The sequence below is a fragment of the Allocoleopsis sp. genome, from assembly GCF_036703385.1.
Lineage (GTDB): Bacteria > Cyanobacteriota > Cyanobacteriia > Cyanobacteriales > Coleofasciculaceae > Allocoleopsis.
In genome coordinates this window covers 1-18,978 of record NZ_DATNPA010000107.1, presented here as the reverse complement: position 1 = coordinate 18,978, position 18,978 = coordinate 1, and the positions used below count along the sequence as shown (strand labels likewise).

Genomic DNA, 18,978 nt, shown 5'->3' with positions numbered 1-18,978 from the left:
GGTACCTGGGCTGATGTACTCAACCGCGCTAACTTGGGATTTGAAGTGATGCACGAGCGTAACGCTCACAACTTCCCCCTCGACTTGGCGGCTGGTGAAGCAGCTCCTGTGGCTTTAACCGCTCCGGTTATCAACGGCTAATTCTTAAGAATTTAGCCTAAGAAAAAGCGCTCTCCACAAGGGGGGCGCTTTTTATTTGTCTTGATTTTTGAAAATAACAGCGAGTTTCAGTGGAATACACCCTTTAGAAAGGCAGGGCTTCAGCAATCGTCTATTACTTCTGAGGACTTGCTCATCGCCGACGAAAACCTAATTGTCAGTACATACTGGATTTGAGACTAATGGCTTTAGAGTATGAATTAATTATCGATAGTTTAGGTGCGATCGCTAAAACCTTGCTCAATAACTTACTCAACCAAAAAGAATCCCAAGAAATTGACCGCGAAGCCGAAACTCCACGATTGAAAAGCTGAGAAGGCGAAATAATATCTTATTTACAGCTCATTGAGTCTATTAGTGAATCTCTATCGCCTGATGTATCTTGCGATCGCATGTGATTGGGCGGTACTCTTATGCGATCGCTGTTAAAATCTTAAGACTCAGGTCTTTTTAATTAAGGCAATATGGGCAACACGTTCGGGCATCTGTTTCGCATTACAACGTTTGGGGAATCGCATGGAGGAGGCGTTGGCGTCGTGATTGATGGATGCCCACCGCGACTCGAAATTTCTGCCCAAGAGATTCAGGTCGAACTTGATCGCAGGCGTCCAGGACAAAGCAAAATCACAACGCCTCGCAAAGAAGCAGACACCTGTGAAATTCTTTCTGGGACGTTTGAAGGTAAAACCCTAGGAACGCCGATCACAATTCTGGTGCGAAACAAAGACACTCGTCCTCAAGATTACAACGAGATGCAACAGACCTACCGCCCGTCCCATGCCGATGCTACCTATGATGCCAAATATGGGATTCGTAATTGGCAGGGGGGTGGACGTTCTTCGGCACGAGAGACAATTGGACGAGTAGCAGCCGGTGCGATCGCTAAAAAAATTCTTAAGTTAGTCGCTGGTGTGGAAATTGTCGGTTACGTTAAGCGCATTCAAGATTTAGAAGGCGTTGTTGACCCCAACACCGTGACTCTAGAACAAGTCGAAAGCAACATTGTTCGCTGTCCTGATGCAGACTGTGCAGAACGCATGATCGAACGCATTGAGCAAATCGGACGGAGTGGAGATTCCCTGGGTGGTGTTGTTGAATGTGTAGCTCGAAATGTACCTAAAGGTCTAGGAGAGCCAGTATTTGATAAGCTAGAAGCTGATTTGGCAAAGGGTGTAATGTCCCTACCAGCAAGTAAAGGATTTGAAATAGGTTCTGGCTTTGCCGGAACTCTTCTTACAGGTAGTGAACACAACGATGAATTCTATCTTGACGAAACTGGCACAGTACGTACTGTAACCAACCGCTCAGGTGGAATTCAGGGTGGTATTAGTAACGGTGAAGCGATTATTTTGCGGGTCGCCTTTAAACCCACTGCTACTATACGAAAAGAACAGCGCACTGTGACCAGCGCTGGCGAAGAAACAATACTAGCCGCTAAAGGCCGTCACGACCCTTGCGTCTTACCCAGAGCAGTGCCTATGGTAGAAGCAATGGTCGCTTTAGTATTATGCGATCACATGCTACGTCATCAGGGTCAGTGCCGTACTTTAATGCCTTAGTTTAGTTTACCAATGGAAACCATTCTTTCCTCTGAGTTCGTTGTCCAATTCTGGGGAGTCCGAGGCAGTGTCCCCTCTCCTGGAAAAGATACAGTTCGTTATGGCGGCAATACCTCCTGTGTAGAAATGCATGTCGGAGGGAAACGCCTGATTTTTGATGGCGGTACGGGGTTGCGGATGCTCGGAAAAAGTTTAGAACCTTCGCAGCCTATTGAAGCTTATTGGTTTTTTACCCATTATCACTGGGATCACATTCAAGGGGTGCCGTTTTTCATCCCAGCCTTTGCTGAGGGCAATACTTTACATATTCACGGTTCTGCACCAGAAGGCGCAACAATGCAGGAGCATTTCTGCGATCGCGTTTTGCACGTAAATTCCCCCGTACCCTTTAAAGAAATCCAGGCGGACTTAAAGTACTACGACCTCGTGTGTGGCGAGACAATGATGCTTGATGATATCACCATTGAAACAGGCCATCTTAACCATCCCAATGGCGCAATGGGCTATCGGGTGTCATGGCAAGGGCATTCGGCGTTCTACTGCACCGATACCGAACATTTCCCCGATCACCCCGACCCGAATGTACTACATTTGGGTCGCGATGCTGACTTGATCATTTACGACGCGATGTATACGGATGAGGAATACCACAACCAAAAGACGCCTAAGGTGGGTTGGGGACACTCGACGTGGCAGGAAGGAGTGAAAGCGGCGAAGGCAGCAGGTGCTAAGCGTTTAGCTATCTTTCACCACGAACCAAATCACTCCGATGATTTTCTCGACACCGTAGAGATAGAAGTGAAGGATACCTTTGACGGTGGGTTTCTTGCACGGGAAGGAATGATGGTTTCTCTAACGTGATGAATAGGTTGGAACTTAGCAGGTTGAAGGTTGAAGGTTAGACATATTCGGTCTAAGTTGGAAAGGCTGGCTAGGGTGCATGGACAAGGATAATTGACAACCAAGAGTCCAAGAGTTGGGAATAAATACTCGAATCGCATAGGCATCTACGATGAGACTCACTTTCATTAAGTTCCGTAAATGGCTTGTCCTCTTGGCACTCACTACTCTAGTCCTTGTCGCAGTGATGGTTTACAATCAGCCCTCTGTCCTCCAACTGTCAGCGACGCATCTAAGCGATGTACGAACCACGACTGTACCCACAAAACCGATTCCGCGATCGCTTTTTGGGATGCACATCGCGGATTCTGATAAAATTCCTTGGCCTGCCGTCCCGATAGCGACTTGGAGATTGTGGGATGCAGCAACTAGTCATGGCTTGGCTTTTTGGGCGCATTTAGAGCGACAAAAAGGTGCATGGGACTTCAGAACTCTAGATTACTGTGTAGAACTCGCTCAGCGTCATGCCGTTGAACTCGTCTACACCCTGGGGATAACCCCAAAATGGGCTTCCGCACGCCCGAACGACTCCTCTCCTTATGGGGATGGTCCCACCTCCGCTGAACCGAAAAACCTGGACGACTGGCGCAACTACGTTCGCACTGTTGCCACCCGTTATAAAGGTAAAATCCGCTATTACGAAATTTGGAACGAACCCAATCTCAAGCATTTTTTTAGTGGTAGCGTTGACCAGATGGTCGCGTTAGCCCGTGAGGCTTACACTACCCTCAAACAGGTCGATCCCTCCATTACAGTTGTGTCGCCTTCTTTGTATGCGGATTGGGGTGGTTTCAAGTGGTTTGACGAATATTTTGCCAAGGGAGGGGGCAAATACGCTGACGTGATTGGAGCGCACTTCTACATTGGCAAGGAAAAAACCCCTGAAGACAGCCTGTCCCTTATTCGAGAAGTGCAAGATGTCATGGCTAAGCACGGACTTGCTCAAAAACCGTTATGGAACACTGAAACTGGGTATGGCAATAAAGGCGAAAACGTCTTCTATTCGGCTGAAGACAGTATGGCTTATGTAGCCCGAACTTACCTAGTAAATTGGGCTTCAGGAATGGAGCGTTTTTACTGGTATGCCTGGGATAACCGTAACGTCGTGACGATGCTGATGGTGGAGGAGGATAAAAAAACCCTAACGCCTGCCGCCAAAGCTTATGCCCAAATTCAACAATGGCTTGTCGGTTCACGGATGAAACGCTGTGAACCCGATACAAAGAATACCTGGGTGTGTGAGTTGACGAGTGAGAAAGGTAAACCCTTCTGGATAGTTTGGAATCCCAAGCAGAAACAAAACTTCGTGCTACATGAAAACTCGGGTGTACACCAAGTCCAGCATTTGGACGGAAAAAAAACGGCTCTGCCAGATAATCGGAAATTAAAGGTGGGGCGATTACCCGTGTTGCTCAGCCAACTTTGAGAGTATTTGTGAAAAAAATTGAGGTCTATTCCTCTGTTTTTGCAGTAGAAGCAGTGACCTGGGATGATTCCACGGTTGCTTTGAGGGTATGCCAAGCCAGTGTTGCACACTTAATGCGTATAGGAAACTGAGAGATACCTTGCAAGACATTTAATTTCCGCACATCAACAGGAAACTCTGATTTTCCTTGCATCATGTCACGGAATTGTTGAACCATTTCTAAAGCTTCTTCTACACTTTTGCCTCGAACAGCCTCCGCCATCAAATCGGCTGAAGCGATCGCGATCGCACAGCCTTGTCCTTCAAACTTTATATCAGAAATCCCGTCACCTGTTTGATTTAGCTCTACAGTTAGTTCAATCGTGTCACCACACATTGGGTTATGACCTCGATGATATCCATGTACCGGGTTCGTTTTGCCTTGATGTCGTGGTTTCTTGGAGTGTTCGAGAATGACTTGTTGGTACAAGTTGCGCTGATTGATTGAAGGAGTCATGATAATTCAAAATTCAAAATGAAGGCGAGATTACCGGCTTCTTCAAGAAGTCGAAAATCTGAACGGCGGGTACTCTACTAATGTCTGAAACTGCTCGTAATCATTTGGCGTATCAATATCAACTTCACCTTCAGGGAAAGGAACAGTCAAGACTTGCTGAATGTGTTTTTTAATCAGTTTTTTTGCTCCTTCTGTACTCTTGAGAGCTATGAGATCAGAAAACAAAGTATGGCTGAATAACGCGGGTACACCTAACGTACCTGCATACTCGGAAGCAATAATTGGTTGACCTGTAACACGGTACGCCTCAATAATTCGATCCAGCGTTTGGGACGAAACAAAGGGCTGATCGCAAAGTGCGATCGCAACTGCTTCTAAGCTGGGATTCATCGCCAGCAGCGCTTGGAGTCCAACCCGAATCGAAGAACTCATTCCCACCTCCCACTGTTGATTTTCTACGATGTGTACGGGCAATTGGCTGACTTCAGGCTGAATCCGTTCCGAATTCGCCCCCAGAACCACAACAATCGGTTGGCAGACAGAAGAAATCGCAACTTCTGTAATGTGGCGAATCAAACTGCACCCTCGATAGGTCAGCAGTTGCTTTGGAGTACCCATACGAGTAGATGCTCCTGCTGCCAAAACAATCAAACCAACAGTAGAAGAATTCATGCTATCTCTTAGTCATGAATGGAGCCTGATTTGTGTCTAAGTGACCCTCCTGAATGATTGGTAAGAACGGCTTGAATTTCAGCCACGATTGATAGAGCAATTTCTTCGGGCGTATCAGCACCAATATCCAATCCCACAGGACTATACAAATGTTGGAGTTGTGCTGCGCTTGGTGTAATTCCCTGTTCTTGAAGGTCTTGAAATAGCTTCTCAGTTCGGCTTTTGGGGCCGAGAATACCTAAATATCTTACACAAGAGGGTAAGAGAGTTTTCAAAAGTTCAAGGTCATGAAGGTAGTTGTGAGTCATCACTACAGCCACGGTGCGGTTGTCTAGCGGAACGGATTCGCCTATACCTTCTGGACGGGAAAGAACGACTTCATCAGCACTTATAAACCGCTCTCGTGTGCCATCGGATTGTCGGCTATCAACAACCGTTACATACCATCCCAATTCTTGAGCCAAGTGTACCAATGGTACTGCATCATGACCGGCTCCAAAAATCATCAACGGTACTGGTGGCTGGATGACTTCGACAAAAACCTCTACTTTACCTGTCAGTAATGGATAGGCTTTGACCCTTGAGCGGCTATCTGCCAGCGTTGCCCAGGCATCATCACAGATTTGAGCTACTAAATCGGTATCTTCGATGTCACTGTTGACTCTGCCATCTGGATACACCATTAAACGCGTTCCAACTTGTGCCTTGACTTCCCCCTCAACGTAAAATACAGTTGCCAGAACTCCTGCCTGCCGTTGCTGCCAGCACTGGTTAAGAAACTCCAGAGGGTTTAACGGAGTCTCTTCTTCTACTCGCTCAATGAAAATCTGGACGATACCATTGCAGCCCAATCCCAGCCCCCAGATAATGTCCTCATCAGACATGGTGTCGTACTGCACAACAATGGATTTACCTGAAGTCATCACCACTTGAGCCTGCTCAAAGACATCAGCCTCTAGACAACCCCCACTGAGAGAACCCACCATTTGTCCTTGTGATGTCATCAGCATGCGAGCACCAGGGCGTCGGTAAGTAGAGCCTTGAGCGTTGACCAGGGTAGCGAGGGCTGCACGTTGACCAGAGTTCTTATTTTGCTCGAACGTTTTGAGGATTTTTTGTAACTCTTTCATGGGTCTTAGAGTAGAGCGAAGATACCCCATTCAACATGGTAAGCTACTGTACATTTAATTGGCTCCCATCGGGACGGGCAAGATGCCCATCCCACAAGAAAATTGTTATTTTCCAACTTGCAAGTTAAATGTGCGACAGCTTAGTTGAGACGATGTCAAAACCAAACTCTGAGTTAATTTTATTTACTCGGTTGAGGCGGGCGGCCTGCATTTGGATCGAACGAAGGGAAGGGTGCTGTACCTCCCTGATAAACGGGTAAGATACCATTCCACTTTTCAATCATTTTCTGTTGCAGCTCTAACTCTCGCAACCTAATGGTTAAAGGAGAAACAGTCACAGCCTGAATACGAGCTACCTCAGCATCACCACGCGCTTCAGCAATTTTTCGTTTCGCTTCAGCTTCAGCAACTTCTAACTGAGCTTTAGCTGCTACTGCCTGCTGTTCTGCTTGAAAGCGAGCCGTAATTTGTGTTTCGATGGACTTATCAAACCGAGGCTTACTGACAAAACCTACTGAGTCGAAGCTAACTCCAACAGAACTAAATTTATTGTTCAAACAACCTAGAACATTTTTCAGCAATTGTCCTTGCTTGTTTCCGACAATTTCCTCCGGTTTTAATCCCGTAGCCCACTGGTTAAAGCAATTTCGAGTTTCGCTGCGTACTAGGGTAGCTTTGAATTGCTCTGGATCTTTCAGGTACTTTCCGTAGAAGTCTTTGATTTTCTCAGTGTTAAAAAAGTACGACAGTGAGACATCAGCATTGACACTGGTTCCGCCGACCCCGAACGTAATACTTTCATCAGTCGCAGACCCCTCCTGAGCCGAAGCTGTTAAGATATAGTACTGAACGTGGTTGGGAAAAACGATAATTTCTTCCGTGTAGCCGTTATACCATACACGGCCTGTGTTGATGGTTGCATTTTGAATTCCCCGGTTTTTACCGTAAAGCTCGACCTTTAGACCCACATAACCAGGGGGTATCAACTTAGAGCTAGTGCCTGGAATAACGCCACAACCAGATGTCATAATTCCCATTGCGATAGCAATTCCCGCTATGCTGAGAAAGCGGCGCTCAAAAATATTCATAATTGCCTACTTTTTGTACTCTAAAAGTTTGATTAGAGAGGTTTGGTCATCTGGAAAAGTATCTTTTAACTGTTTTTGTCGGAGTCTTGCTTGATAGACTTTAGAAGCGACATAGCCTAGAGAAGCTCCTGGTAAAACTAGCAATCCTAAGAGATAACAGAAAACTCCCCACCAAACCTTGACATTGCTTGGAGAACTAACGAGACTAGCTGCATTTCCTAAGAGCCAAAAACAGAAGATGAGTTCGATAAATCCTACGACTATCCATTTGCTGATAGTTTTCATGGCTTTTTACTCTTGTGCCATCGCGTAATCATACCGTTTCTCTATTTCTTGGGGCTTTTGATAGCTCAAAGACTTATTATTTACTCCTTTTGATCAAGGAGCATTATACGCTTGAATTAGAGTCAAGCTTTACAGAGAATTGGTCTAAGTTAGACCTCAACTTTAAGAACTTAAATTCCGCATATCTCTTAGATATTTTTGTAAAGTTTATTGTTGATAGGTTTCAACCCTATATAGAGCAGAGTAAGCAAGTTGAATAGGATGCGATCGCATAAAGGAAATCCTTCCTCAGTGAATTAGCCCAATGCTTGCTTGACTATCTATATCTCTGAGGTAACCAGAACCTATGCAGAAATTTTGCCAGAACTTGCACGAAGAGCAAGCTGAGCACTAACGACCTGAGGATTACTGACTCAACCAAGCGATCGCACTTCTAATCCACTCTTCCGCATTCGTACTTTTCGCCACTAGGGTATCCTGGCTAACGGCCTCTAGCGCTTGGGAAATTTCGCTATTTTCATAGCCCAAAGCCAGTAAAGTCATCTCGACATCCTCTAGAATGGCTGGGGCTGGCCCGGTTGCAGAAGCGGGTGTGGCGACTCCCGCTAACTGACGCCATTCGGCAAGCTTAGTTTTGAGTTCCAAGGCAATGCGTTCAGCTGTTTTGTTCCCTACGCCCGGAGTTTTGGCTAAGGCGCGGATATTCCCTGTCACGATCGCTTGCACTAAATTGGGTAGTCCCAGAGTATCGATCAGTGCGATCGCTAATTGCGCCCCAATTCCACTCACACTAATCAACTGACGAAATAAATCCCGTTCCGCTGCCGAGGCAAACCCATACAGAACTTGTTGATCTTCCCGAATTTGCAAATGGGTAAAGACTTGTACCTTCCCTTCTAACGCCGCTTGTAGTTCCTGTGATAGACGCCGGGGAATTTGCAATTCATAGCCGATTTGATTCACGTCCAAAACCAGCGTGACGCGATTGCCACTGCTTTTTTGAATCGTTGCGACAGTCCCCTTGAGATAGCTGATCATGAGTCACAGGGTTGAAGTTGGAACGTTGAAGGTTAAAGGTTTGAAGATGCCACGCCTGAGCAGAAGGCGTTTGCTGAGCCTGTCTGTAACGCATAGCGTCGGTTGAACACTTTAACTTGCAACTGGCAAACCTTCAACCCCAACCAACCTTCAACCTACAACTCTTATCTAAGTATTCAAGAATCCAAAGTGATGCAAGCCTTCCAGGATACCACCGGCACAGTACGCTTGAGCCATATACCGATAATCGGCTAGGTTCTCCTCGTACCAGTGGCGCAGTTCCGGTCGTGCGTTGCCCACAATAATTCCTCGTTCTTCACCCACGCTAAATAGGGCAATATCATTTCCTGAGTCGCCACAGACGACCGTTTGTGTGCTGTCAAATCCCCACTTCTGCTTAAGAAACTGCACGGCTAGCCCTTTGTCGGCATTACGGGGTAGAACATCAAGGTCTTTACTACCGCTATAGATCAACTTCACATCAAGGCCTCGCTCAACCAGAAGCGATTTGAGTCGGGGCAGCACCTCCGTAGATGCGTCTTCCGTTAGGTAATAGCTGACTTTAAACGGACGCTGTTCTGAGTCGGGTTGGGCAACGAGGTCAGAATAATGGGCGGCGGTTGCTACGATTAGGTCTCGATCCCAACCGTGAGAGAGTTTTTCCGACCAAGCTGGATCGGGAGTCTCCTGACCATCCTCATCATAAATTTCCGTACCCACCGCCGCGATTAGAGCATCTGGATTTAACAGTTGCTTCTCACGCTTTAGGTCATGGTAAATACTGCGCGATCGCCCTGTTGCATAGACGATCTTTGTGCCATATTCCTGGCGATGTTCACTAAGTCGTTGTTTGAGTTCTTTGAGAGCGTGATCATCACCCACTAAGGTATTGTCCAAATCGGTTACGAATAAAAATGCTGTCACGGTAACCTCAATTATCAGTACTGCGGACTTGCTACAGCATTATTGTCCTATAGTTAAGGGCCCGTCCTGACGCACCCAACAGGTAGATCAGCTTATGGACATCGCTTTTCCTAGCCGATCAGTGCTTTTCATGAATATCGCCCGTCTCGATTGGATGAGATACAGTCTGACCTCTCTCCTACTCTCTTTGTGAGGCTTTCAACGCCCAAACCGAAAATTCCTGATAATTTTCAGGTTAAACTTTAAATCTCTCTAAAGGAAGTTGTCGATGAAACGAAGAACTCCTAATTCGTTGGTCTGCCCAGAGTACAAGTTAATAGAAATTTAAGTTCACCGAATTGAATAAGTTTTCAGGGTCAGGGGCTGCTACTACATGAGTGACGCTTTTATTTCTTACTCACGCCGAGACAAGGACTTTGTCAAAAATCTCTATGAAGCCTTTGTCAAACTAAATCGTAACGTTTGGGTCGATTGGAAAAATATTCCCCTGACAGCAGATTGGCGCAAAGAGATTTCCGAGGGAATTTTAGCCGCTGACAATTTTATCTTCGTGATTAGTCCCGATTCGATCGCATCCCAGGAATGTAGCGTAGAAATTGAACAGGCGATTTCTCACAACAAGCGACTGGTACCCATCCTGTATCGGAATGTTGACCCCAAAGATACCCATCCATCCCTAGCAGCAATCAACTGGACGTTCTTTCGAGAAAGTGATGATTTTGACACGGCTTTCCACGATCTGCTCAAAGCGCTGGATACTGATTTGGAGCATGTAAAGGTACACACTCGCTTGCAGCATCGGGCGCTGGAATGGGATAAGAAAAAACGCGATCGCAGCTTCTTGTTACGCGGGAACGACTTAAAAGAAGCCCAACAATGGGTTGCGAAAAGTACCGGAAAACACCCCGAATCAACCTCCCTGCAAACCCAATACATTGTCGCCAGTGGTCAATCCCAGTTCAAGCGCCAAGGTGCAACTTTAGGGGCTGTAGTTTTTGGTTTAATGGTCACTGCTGTGTTGGCAGTGTTCGCAGAAGCCAGCCGTCGAGATGCTGTCACTCAGCGAAACTTCGCTACAAAACAGGAAATCATTGCCCTGACGGCTCTATCTCAAGCCAGTCTGCTGACAGAAGATCAGCTTCGCGCCTTGCTGGAAAGCGTGAAAGCCGCTAAACAAGCGCAACAGGTAACAAATCTGCCAGAGAAAGTCCGCCAACAGACTAAGGAAGTACTCCGAGATGCGGTTTATGGCGTACAAGAGCGTAACCGTCTTGCAGAGCATACGGATACAGTCACTAGTGTGAGTTTCTCCCCCGATCGCCAGATGATTGCCTCTGCCAGCGATGACGGAACGGTCAAACTTTGGTGGCATGATGGCAAGTTACTGCACAGCCTTAACCATCAGGCGAGTGTTCGGAGTGTTACATTCTCCCCCAACAGTCAACTGATTGCCTCTGCCAGCGCGGATAAAACCATCAAAATCTGGAAAAGAGACGGAAGTCTACTCAGAACGCTTCAGCACGATGCTCGCGTCCGGAGTGTTGCCTTCAGTCCAGATGGTAAGCTGATTGCCTCTGCTGGTGCGGATGGAACCATCAAACTCTGGAGTTTAGAGGGTCAACTGCTCAATACGTTAAAAGGGCATACCCATGAAGTCAATAGTGTGACGTTTAGCCCTGATGGCAAGTTGATTGCCAGTGCTGGCAGCGATCGCACGGTGAGGCTTTGGACGAGAGAAGGGCAACTCCTGAAAACCCTAACGGGACATCGCGATCGCGTCTGGGAAGTTAGTTTTTCCCCTAATGGTCAAACCTTAGCTTCCGCCAGTGGTGACACGGATGTCAAGCTCTGGAATTTAGATGGAACCCCGGTCAAAACCCTTGAATCCCATACCAATTGGGTTAGTAGTGTAACGTTCTCTCCCGATGGCAATAAAATTGCTACGGCAAGTGATGATGATACGGTAAAACTGTGGAGTAAGGGGGGCACCTTACTCCAAACCTTCCGAGGGCATCACGGCGGTGTCAAGAGCGTCCGATTCTCCCCTGATGGTGAAACCATTGCGACTGCCAGTGCCGATACGACTATCAAATTACGGAGCCTAAAGGGAGCCGTGATCGAAATTCTTCAAGGGCATCGCTATAGTATCAAAGGCGTGAGGTTCTCTCCGGATAGCACCCTGATTGCTACCGCTAGTGACGACAAGACGGTGAAACTTTGGAATAGTGAGGGAACTTTTCTCGCTGATCTGAAGTATGGCGCGGGCATGAGGAATGTCAGTTTTAGTCCAGATGGTCAGACAATAGTCACGCCCAGTTACGATAACACCGTGCAGGTTTGGAGCGTTCAGGGTGTTCTCAAGGGTACGATGACTGAACCGCTCCGCACTTTTAAGGGGCATACTTCGACCGTTAAAAATATTAGTATTTCTCCTGATGGCAAGCTCCTTGCCTCAGCGGGTGCAGATGGAACCATAAAACTTTGGCGGTTTGAGGATGGAACATTACTCCAATCCTGGCAGGCTCATCGTCCTGAGGTAACCGATGTGATGTTTTCACCCCAGAGCGATCGCATTGTTTCGGTAGGGGGTGACGCTTTGGTGAAAATTTGGACTTTGGAGGGTAAGTTACTTCAAACCCTCCAAGGACATAAGACTTGGATTAATGCTGTAATGTTCAGTCCCGATGGACAGATGATTGCTACGGCTAGTGGCGACAAAACGGTCATCCTTTGGAAACGAGATAAAAATGGCGAGTTTCAAACCACGCCCTATCGATTTTTAAAAGGTCATCAAGATTGGGTTTGGGATGTGGCGTTCAGTCGGGATAGCCAGCTCATTGCCTCTGCGGGTAAAGATGATGCGGTGAAGTTGTGGAATCGGGAGGGCGACTTACTGATCACGCTGCGTGGGCATCAGAATTGGGTCAGGGCAGTGGACTTCAGCTCAGATGGGAAGAAGCTAGCTTCAGGCAGCGCTGACAAAACAGCCATTCTTTGGACGCTTGAGAGACTCCAAGGACTGGAAGTTCAGGGTCAAGATTTAGACGAGGGGAAGCTACTGGTACACGCTTGCCAGTTGCTACATGACTATTTAACTACCAGTTCCAAGCTGGAAGAAAGCGATCGCCATCTCTGCGATGGTTTGACTCAGCACACGGCTTTGTAGCGTTCTCCAGATTACAACTAAATGTTCATTGCCAAAAACTTGGCTGAAGACGTGAAATCCTTTTAGAGCAAGGCTTTACACCCACAAGAAGCAAGTTTTTTTCCCCAAATCAAACAAAGACAGATTAACCTAGGCAATAGAGCAAAAATTATGTCTTCGGGGGGATGTAGAAATGATAATTTTAAGTTAAAAATTCTGTCGAGTTCAGTATCGATGGCAATACCCTTGTCTCTGCCAGTGGGAAGCAAGGAGTGAGGCTAGAGAGATTAGATATAGAAAAACGAGAGCCATGAGCGAGTCGGTGGACGTTAGACCTAGATGAGTGACGGGTGCACAGCTGTAAGTGGGTGAGTGAGATTGAATACTAATCTTAATTTAGAGAAGATTGAGCGCCATCTTTGCGTAAGCATAGAGCCTTTAAAGTGTCCGTCAAAAAGCCAAGCGATCGGTAGACAAACGGTGAACACTCAAAAATCAAACCCTAATTTTTGACGTGATTAAAGCCGTCTTGATCGCCCATAAGGATACTGGCTTGGTGTTCTGGAGTGGGATGCTCTACTCGTATTTGAAATTCAGACCCCATAGCAATTTGGGACAGCAGATCACAATTACCAAAGAAACTTACCATGATGCAAAACCAAATAGAGAGCCTGGATAAAGCTCAATCTTTAGCCTTGGAAACAGCTTGGCAGCGTTACGCTCAACTGGAAACAAACGCTGAGTCTGCCTATAAGCAATATCTAAAGCTGCGCGGTTGGGCTATGGCTTTGGCTGTAGTTGCCACGCTCCTGGCCATCCTCACATCTCGGCCTGACAGCAGTCTGATGGTATCACCTCTAGGGCAGGTGCTAAGAGCCAGCTTGATTTTAGTCCCCCTGATCGGCTCGGTGATGTTAGTCTTTGCCAACAGATTACAGCAGGGACAATACTGGCGAGTTTTTAGAACAGGTGCTCAAGAAATTAGAAAAGAGATTTACCTATACCGGACTCTCCTGCAAGGGCAACCCCAGCGTCATCAGTGGCTTTTGGAACGAGTGAGCCAGATTCAGCGCCAAGTGGTGGAGACGATTGGCAGCAATTGGATTATCAAACCTTACACAGGTGAAATTCTGCCTGATTATCCGGGTAATGAGCCAAACAGCGTTTCGGTTTTGACTGATTTAAATCCAGATGACTACTTGCGCGATCGCGTCGAAGCTCCCCTTAAGTCCTATTCTCAAGAATTAGAGAACATCTATCAAACTCGTACTCGTCTACAAACGGGTATTTTGGTGTTCGGGGCATTGAGTGCATTTCTCCCAGCTCTCAGTGGCAGTCTTAACATTTGGGTCGCCTTCACGACTTCACTGGGAACAGCTTTAATCATTTGGCTGGAAGTGAGTCGGCTGGATTCGGTAGTCAAAAACTATAACCAACTCATTCTGGAACTTAATATTATTCGTGACCATTGGCAAAATTTAAGGCCACCCGAACAAACAGGGGCTGAATTTTTTAAATTAGTCATTGCCACTGAAAAAGTCCTCTGGAGCCAGCATAATCAAGACATCAACCAAATGCGTGAGGCTGTGCTGGAGTTACGCACTCAACCCAACGATATGGTGACTCAAGTGATGAGTCAGCCTGTCTTGAGTAAGATTGAGCAAACGCTGTTACCTGAAAAATCGACTCAACTTGAAATTTTACCCGCTAAAACAGAGATTATTCCCGAAGAACCTGTAGAAGTTGAAGTCGTTAAGCCTGAAAAGCAGGAGCCAAAGAAACAAAACAAAAAGGATTTGCCTCATGCCTTTGTGGTAATGCCTTTTGGTCGAAAAAAAGGCCCTGATGGACGTTGGATTGATTTTAATAGTATTTATCAGCAGTTAATTAAGCCCGCCCTGGAAGAGGCAGGATTTGAGTCATTTCGAGCGGATGAAGAAAGCGTTAGCGGCGATATCTTGACTGATATGTTTCAAGAGCTATTGCTGGCAGATTTGGTACTCACTGACCTCAGTATTGATAATGCCAATGTTTATTATGAATTAGGTGTTCGCCATGCTTTGAGGAAGCGAGGTTTAGTTCATATTCAGTGCGGTCGGGCTTACATGCCCTACGACATTTTCAACGTTCGCACGATCCCTTATCAATGCGATGAAAATGGTTGCCCTGACCCCAAACACCTAGAGAAAGATAAACAGGCGATCGTCAAAATGGCTCGTGCCACCTGGGAGTCAGACGAAAACCGCATTCACAGTCCGATTTTCCAATTACTCGCAGGTCTAGAAGAACCCGATCGCAGAGCACTACGAACTCCTCTGGCAACTGGCTATTGGCAGGAGTACAAGGAATGGCAGGAGTTAGTCCTGATTGCCCAGCGGCAGAAGCGGATTGGGGATGTGTTGTTGTTAACGGAAGAAGTTCGCAATCCTCTGATTAAAGAAGAAGCGATCGCAGATGCAGGTAAAGCCTTAAAGAACTTGGGGAATCATGCCCTCGCTCTCCAAGAATATCGACAAGGGCTGAAGATTAATGGGAAAAATTCAGAATTCCGCCTGGAAGAAGCCTTTCACCTGAGCCGATTGAAGCAATCCGAAGAAGCGATCGTGAAATTGGAGGGGTTGCTCCAGGATGAACCAAACAATATCAAGGCGCTGTTTTACTTAGCTGGCATTTACACAGAAATGTGGCGGGATGAATGGCTCAAGATCAAGAATGAGCAAGAACGCTTACAAGAAGCTTACGAAGCGGCTCACTTACTCAGAAAAGCGATTAAGACTTACCTCAAAGGCTATCGCTTAGATCAAGATCATTACCATTCGGGAATCAGTGCCCTCATTTTGTCCTGCGTCTTAGAACACCTGATCAAGGAGGTTAAAGCGGATAGTGACTTAGAAGATGAAGCCATTCGCCAACAGTTGCCCTCACTCAAAGGAGCCGTTCAATTTACCTTGGACAGTGTGGCTCAACGGGAATCCAATGATTTTTGGATTTTTGTCTCTTTAGCTGATTTCGCCGTCTGCACGGCTGAAGACCCGAAACAGGTGATGAAGGCTTACAAAAAAGCCTTTACCCTAGCTGGAAAAAACAAATTTGCCTTGAAATCGACCCTCGATCAACTGAAATTATTGCAGTCACTCTCGTTCCGTCCAGATTATGTTCAGGCTGGCATCGCTGTGATTCAAGCAGAACTTGAGCGATTTGAAAACCAAGAGGAAGCGGTTGCAGACACAACCAGCAATGAACCGGCATCCGTGTTCTTGTTCTCTGGTCACATGATTGATAGTCCCAATCGTGCACAACCTCGTTTCCCGGCGGACATGGAACGCGAGGCTCGTCAAAAAATTGAGGATGTATTGGATAAGTTAAATGCCTGTTCAGGATCGATGGCGATCGCACCGGGAGCGGCTTGTGGTGGAGATATTCTGTTTATCGAAGCTTGCTTGGAGCGCAATATCAAAGTTGAAGTGTTTCTAACATTTTCTCAGGCCGAGTTTATTCAAGATTCAGTCAGCTTTGCCGGCGATAATTGGGTTTCACGTTTCTATGCCATCCAAAAGCATCCTAATGTAACCATCCACCTCCAACCCGAACGTCTGGGAACTGTGCCTGAAGGAGATAGTCCCTATGAGCGCAACAATCGCTGGGCGCTCTACTCCACCTTAATGTACGGAATTGAGCGAGTGCGGCTAGTCGTCTTGTGGAATGGCAAAGGCGGTGATGCTCCTGGTGGCACTGGGGATATGGTTCAACAAGTACGTCAACTGGGAGGAATTGTCGAACATATCGATACGACGAAGTTTGATTACTGGAAGATGAATGAAAAAGTCGTCGAGTTTCCCAAAACAATAGAAATGGCGGGTCAAGTTCAAGAGAGTTAGCGATCGCCCTTTGGGCGGTGCCGTAGGCAATCGCATAGGGAAGGTGTAACTTGCCATAGGGTAACGGGACGCGTTAGCCAGTACCTCCAACCGAGGCTCGCGTCCCTCGTATTTTGAGAGGAATGCCCATACTTCCCTGATTCCTGGGCTTTCTTAACAAATTCATCACCAAAATCGCCTTTCCTCGCCAGTTACACTTGTGTCTACACCTTGCATCTTTTATTACCATTCAATGGAAAGACCGTGTAAGTTTACATTCACCAATCAACTCTCAGCTAAAGCGATTCAAGTTCATAGCTTCGTCGATTTGGCTGAGGCATTGCCCAAAATTGGTCTTCACAGGACACGTCCAACTTTAGTGTTGGTGGGTGGCGCGAGTGGGATTGGCGAAGCTGACAAAGCCCGACTGCAACAGCTGTTTACTGAAGAGATTGCCCCACTCGCTCAAGAACTCGGAGTCGCTGTTGTGGATGGTGGCACTGACGCCGGTATTATGCGGTTTATGGGTCAAGCTCGGACCCAGAGGGGTGGTACTTTCCCTCTGATAGGCGTGGCGGCGCTCGGCACAGTCATTCTCCCGAATGTTCCTCCTCCCAGTTTGGATGCAGCACCCTTGGAGCCAAACCACACACACTTCATCCTCGTTCCTGGCTCGAATTGGGGCGATGAATCGCCTTGGTTAGCTCATATTGCCAGTGTCGTGTCTCAAGGATTTCCCTCCGCCACCATCGTGGTCAACGGTGGTGAGATTACCTTCCAGGATGTATCGTACAGTGTGGAAGCAGGCCGACATGTCGTGACGTTGGATGGTACAGGGCGCACGGCGGATAAATTAGCGGCTGCACTGCGTGGAGAAGCGACCGATCAAAGAGCCGAACAGCTAGCCGCATCAGGGAAGATGCAAGCGATCGCATTGCTCGAACATCCCGCTCGGTTAACGGCGGTGATTAAAGAGCTTCTCTCTAAATTACTACATATTTAACGACCACCGACTCAGAGCTAGAAATTATAAAAACGGACGCGGACGTAGCTCGAGTCAAAAATTTCCATATTTAAGTAGCTAACTATCTACCAAGACCAGGGAGCACACCATGCCAAAAAAGAACACGTATCATGACTATCTCAAAAAAGAGATGAGTGAGCTGATTGAGGAAATCGAGCTACCTTCTTTGCAGAAACGGTTTATGAAAAGCCGTTGGTTGGATCAAGTTTTGTGGCTGGAAGGTCGAGCAACTAAGTCTCGTAGCAGACACAATACCCTGCGGCTGATTACGATTATCGGAGGCGTCCTTGTTCCCGCTGTCGTCAGCGCCAACAGCGGGAATGTTTCACAGCAGAAGTTAAAACAATTATTGGGCTGGACTGCGTTTGGATTAAGTCAAGCCGTTGCTATCAGCGCTGCTGTAGAAGAATTCTTCCATTTTGGTGAAAACTACCGTCGCTATCGCAACACCGCTGAGAACATGAAAATTCAGGGCTGGCAATTCTTTCAGTTAACGGGTCCTTATAAAGATGCCAAAAATCACAGCGAAGCTTATCCGACGTTTGCTAGCAACGTAGAAAATATCATCCAACAAGATGTAGAAGGGTATATTAGTCAGGCGGTGGAGTCGGATAACGAGATTAAAGCAGCTACGCAAGCTGTCATGGCTCAAAACCTGGCACTTGCTAATATACGACTCAGTGAGCATATGCAACAGCCCCCTGAAGCCACTAATACTGAAGTCCCGCCTAAGCCTACGTCCGAAACCACGCAACCATCTGCTCAAGTGGTTTTACTTAAGGTGGATGAAAAAAAGTTGGTGATGCCCGACCCCATTCCAGAGACTCAGTCAGAGCCAAAAAACAACCTGGAGAATATAGAATCCAATACGCCCTCGATTCCTGATCCGCTCGTTTCCAACTCGTCTCCAGTGGTTGAGCATGAAGAAAATTAGGATGATACCAAATCTGGGTTAATTATCTCCTTTTTGAAACCGTAGACGCCTGCGGCAAGCCGCAGTGTCCCACTCCAGGCACAGAGTGCACTGAGGAGAGAAAGGGGTTATCAAAGTCGATTTAGTATAACCTCATGGGGAACGGAAGTTTAAAGTGAATGTCACTGACTTAAGAAATCTCCTACCTCACCAACCAACCCTTGTGCAGGGGGTCTCTAGGTAGGCACTCCGTTCCCCAGTGGGGGGTTTGGGGGGAACCCCCCCAATCTTGGTTTTTCCAAGAAACGATCACTTTTCGCTTAAGTCAGTGCCATTCAGTTTAAAGTTGTTCTAATAGAACG

The 18,978-nt window shown here is 46.9% G+C and carries 16 protein-coding genes and 1 pseudogene; 9 read left to right on the top strand and 8 right to left on the bottom strand.

The window, feature by feature from the left end:
• The 5 genes and pseudogenes from V6C93_RS05435 to V6C93_RS05415 all read left to right on the top strand — a co-directional run.
• A pseudogene (locus tag V6C93_RS05435) lies at positions 1-141 on the top strand (photosystem II q(b) protein); the annotation flags it as partial.
• 200 nt (positions 142-341) lie between these two features.
• Positions 342-473, top strand: coding sequence for a hypothetical protein (locus tag V6C93_RS05430; RefSeq protein WP_333475635.1), 132 nt, complete (start codon positions 342-344; stop codon positions 471-473).
• Positions 474-623: 150 nt separating this feature from the next.
• Positions 624-1,718, top strand: coding sequence for a chorismate synthase (gene aroC / locus V6C93_RS05425; protein ID WP_333475634.1), 1,095 nt, complete (start codon positions 624-626; stop codon positions 1,716-1,718).
• Positions 1,719-1,730: 12 nt separating this feature from the next.
• Positions 1,731-2,579, top strand: coding sequence for an MBL fold metallo-hydrolase (locus V6C93_RS05420; protein ID WP_333475633.1), 849 nt, complete (start codon positions 1,731-1,733; stop codon positions 2,577-2,579).
• A 151-nt stretch (positions 2,580-2,730) separates the two neighbouring features.
• Positions 2,731-4,044 (top strand): GH39 family glycosyl hydrolase, encoded by a 1,314-nt coding sequence (locus tag V6C93_RS05415; protein ID WP_333475632.1) that lies wholly within the window; start codon positions 2,731-2,733, stop codon positions 4,042-4,044.
• 25 nt (positions 4,045-4,069) lie between these two features.
• Here V6C93_RS05415 and sufU read toward each other — a convergent pair whose 3' ends face one another.
• The 7 genes from sufU to V6C93_RS05380 form a co-directional block, all read right to left on the bottom strand.
• On the bottom strand, positions 4,070-4,540 hold the full coding sequence (sufU, locus tag V6C93_RS05410; RefSeq protein WP_333475631.1) for a Fe-S cluster assembly sulfur transfer protein SufU: 471 nt from the start codon (positions 4,538-4,540) through the stop codon (positions 4,070-4,072).
• Positions 4,541-4,582: 42 nt separating this feature from the next.
• Complete coding sequence (locus V6C93_RS05405; RefSeq protein ID WP_333475630.1) at positions 4,583-5,212, bottom strand: nucleotidyltransferase family protein; 630 nt, start codon at positions 5,210-5,212, stop codon at positions 4,583-4,585.
• A gap of 8 nt (positions 5,213-5,220) precedes the next feature.
• A complete protein-coding gene (locus V6C93_RS05400) occupies positions 5,221-6,342 on the bottom strand; it encodes an XdhC/CoxI family protein (RefSeq protein WP_333475629.1) in 1,122 nt (373 codons plus the stop codon).
• 179 nt (positions 6,343-6,521) lie between these two features.
• Entirely contained in the window at positions 6,522-7,430 is a 909-nt protein-coding gene (locus tag V6C93_RS05395) for an SPFH domain-containing protein (protein WP_333475628.1), read from the bottom strand.
• Positions 7,431-7,436: 6 nt separating this feature from the next.
• Positions 7,437-7,715, bottom strand: a complete 279-nt coding sequence (locus V6C93_RS05390; protein ID WP_333475627.1) for a hypothetical protein — start codon at positions 7,713-7,715, stop codon at positions 7,437-7,439.
• 405 nt (positions 7,716-8,120) lie between these two features.
• Positions 8,121-8,753 (bottom strand): Holliday junction branch migration protein RuvA, encoded by a 633-nt coding sequence (gene ruvA, locus V6C93_RS05385; RefSeq protein ID WP_333475626.1) that lies wholly within the window; start codon positions 8,751-8,753, stop codon positions 8,121-8,123.
• Between the two features lie 168 nt (positions 8,754-8,921).
• Positions 8,922-9,677: a sucrose-phosphate phosphatase gene (locus V6C93_RS05380; RefSeq protein ID WP_333475625.1), complete on the bottom strand. Its 756-nt coding sequence runs from the start codon at positions 9,675-9,677 to the stop codon at positions 8,922-8,924.
• A 373-nt stretch (positions 9,678-10,050) separates the two neighbouring features.
• On the opposite strand from V6C93_RS05380, the gene V6C93_RS05375 reads away from it, so the two are divergent.
• The gene (locus tag V6C93_RS05375; protein WP_333475624.1) at positions 10,051-12,843 is read left to right on the top strand and encodes a TIR domain-containing protein; all 2,793 of its coding nucleotides are present in this window, start codon (positions 10,051-10,053) and stop codon (positions 12,841-12,843) included.
• A gap of 481 nt (positions 12,844-13,324) precedes the next feature.
• Here the strand turns inward: V6C93_RS05375 and V6C93_RS05370 are convergent, their stop codons facing one another.
• A complete protein-coding gene (locus V6C93_RS05370) occupies positions 13,325-13,471 on the bottom strand; it encodes a hypothetical protein (RefSeq protein WP_333475623.1) in 147 nt (48 codons plus the stop codon).
• Between V6C93_RS05370 and V6C93_RS05365 the strand changes: the two genes are divergently transcribed.
• From V6C93_RS05365 to V6C93_RS05355, 3 genes are all read left to right on the top strand, one after another.
• A complete protein-coding gene (locus V6C93_RS05365) occupies positions 13,470-16,700 on the top strand; it encodes an SLATT domain-containing protein (RefSeq protein WP_333475622.1) in 3,231 nt (1,076 codons plus the stop codon). The two genes, V6C93_RS05370 and V6C93_RS05365, sit on opposite strands and share 2 nt — an antisense overlap.
• 232 nt (positions 16,701-16,932) lie before the next feature.
• Entirely contained in the window at positions 16,933-17,682 is a 750-nt protein-coding gene (locus V6C93_RS05360; RefSeq protein ID WP_333475621.1) for a hypothetical protein, read from the top strand.
• 109 nt (positions 17,683-17,791) lie between these two features.
• A complete protein-coding gene (locus V6C93_RS05355; protein WP_333475620.1) occupies positions 17,792-18,637 on the top strand; it encodes a DUF4231 domain-containing protein in 846 nt (281 codons plus the stop codon).
• Positions 18,638-18,978 lie beyond the last annotated feature (341 nt).

What these genes read in the sequence shown, in the direction of transcription:
- V6C93_RS05355 (WP_333475620.1), top strand. Translation starts at nt 17,792, where the DNA reads ATGCCAAAAAAGAACACGTATCATGACTATCTCAAAAAAGAGATGAGT.
- V6C93_RS05370 (WP_333475623.1), bottom strand. Translation starts at nt 13,471, where the DNA reads ATGGTAAGTTTCTTTGGTAATTGTGATCTGCTGTCCCAAATTGCTATG.
- V6C93_RS05430 (WP_333475635.1), top strand. Translation starts at nt 342, where the DNA reads ATGGCTTTAGAGTATGAATTAATTATCGATAGTTTAGGTGCGATCGCT.
- V6C93_RS05420 (WP_333475633.1), top strand. Translation starts at nt 1,731, where the DNA reads ATGGAAACCATTCTTTCCTCTGAGTTCGTTGTCCAATTCTGGGGAGTC.
- V6C93_RS05375 (WP_333475624.1), top strand. Translation starts at nt 10,051, where the DNA reads ATGAGTGACGCTTTTATTTCTTACTCACGCCGAGACAAGGACTTTGTC.
- ruvA (WP_333475626.1), bottom strand. Translation starts at nt 8,753, where the DNA reads ATGATCAGCTATCTCAAGGGGACTGTCGCAACGATTCAAAAAAGCAGT.
- V6C93_RS05400 (WP_333475629.1), bottom strand. Translation starts at nt 6,342, where the DNA reads ATGAAAGAGTTACAAAAAATCCTCAAAACGTTCGAGCAAAATAAGAAC.
- V6C93_RS05405 (WP_333475630.1), bottom strand. Translation starts at nt 5,212, where the DNA reads ATGAATTCTTCTACTGTTGGTTTGATTGTTTTGGCAGCAGGAGCATCT.
- V6C93_RS05360 (WP_333475621.1), top strand. Translation starts at nt 16,933, where the DNA reads ATGGAAAGACCGTGTAAGTTTACATTCACCAATCAACTCTCAGCTAAA.
- aroC (WP_333475634.1), top strand. Translation starts at nt 624, where the DNA reads ATGGGCAACACGTTCGGGCATCTGTTTCGCATTACAACGTTTGGGGAA.
- V6C93_RS05415 (WP_333475632.1), top strand. Translation starts at nt 2,731, where the DNA reads ATGAGACTCACTTTCATTAAGTTCCGTAAATGGCTTGTCCTCTTGGCA.
- V6C93_RS05365 (WP_333475622.1), top strand. Translation starts at nt 13,470, where the DNA reads ATGATGCAAAACCAAATAGAGAGCCTGGATAAAGCTCAATCTTTAGCC.
- V6C93_RS05395 (WP_333475628.1), bottom strand. Translation starts at nt 7,430, where the DNA reads ATGAATATTTTTGAGCGCCGCTTTCTCAGCATAGCGGGAATTGCTATC.
- sufU (WP_333475631.1), bottom strand. Translation starts at nt 4,540, where the DNA reads ATGACTCCTTCAATCAATCAGCGCAACTTGTACCAACAAGTCATTCTC.
- V6C93_RS05390 (WP_333475627.1), bottom strand. Translation starts at nt 7,715, where the DNA reads ATGAAAACTATCAGCAAATGGATAGTCGTAGGATTTATCGAACTCATC.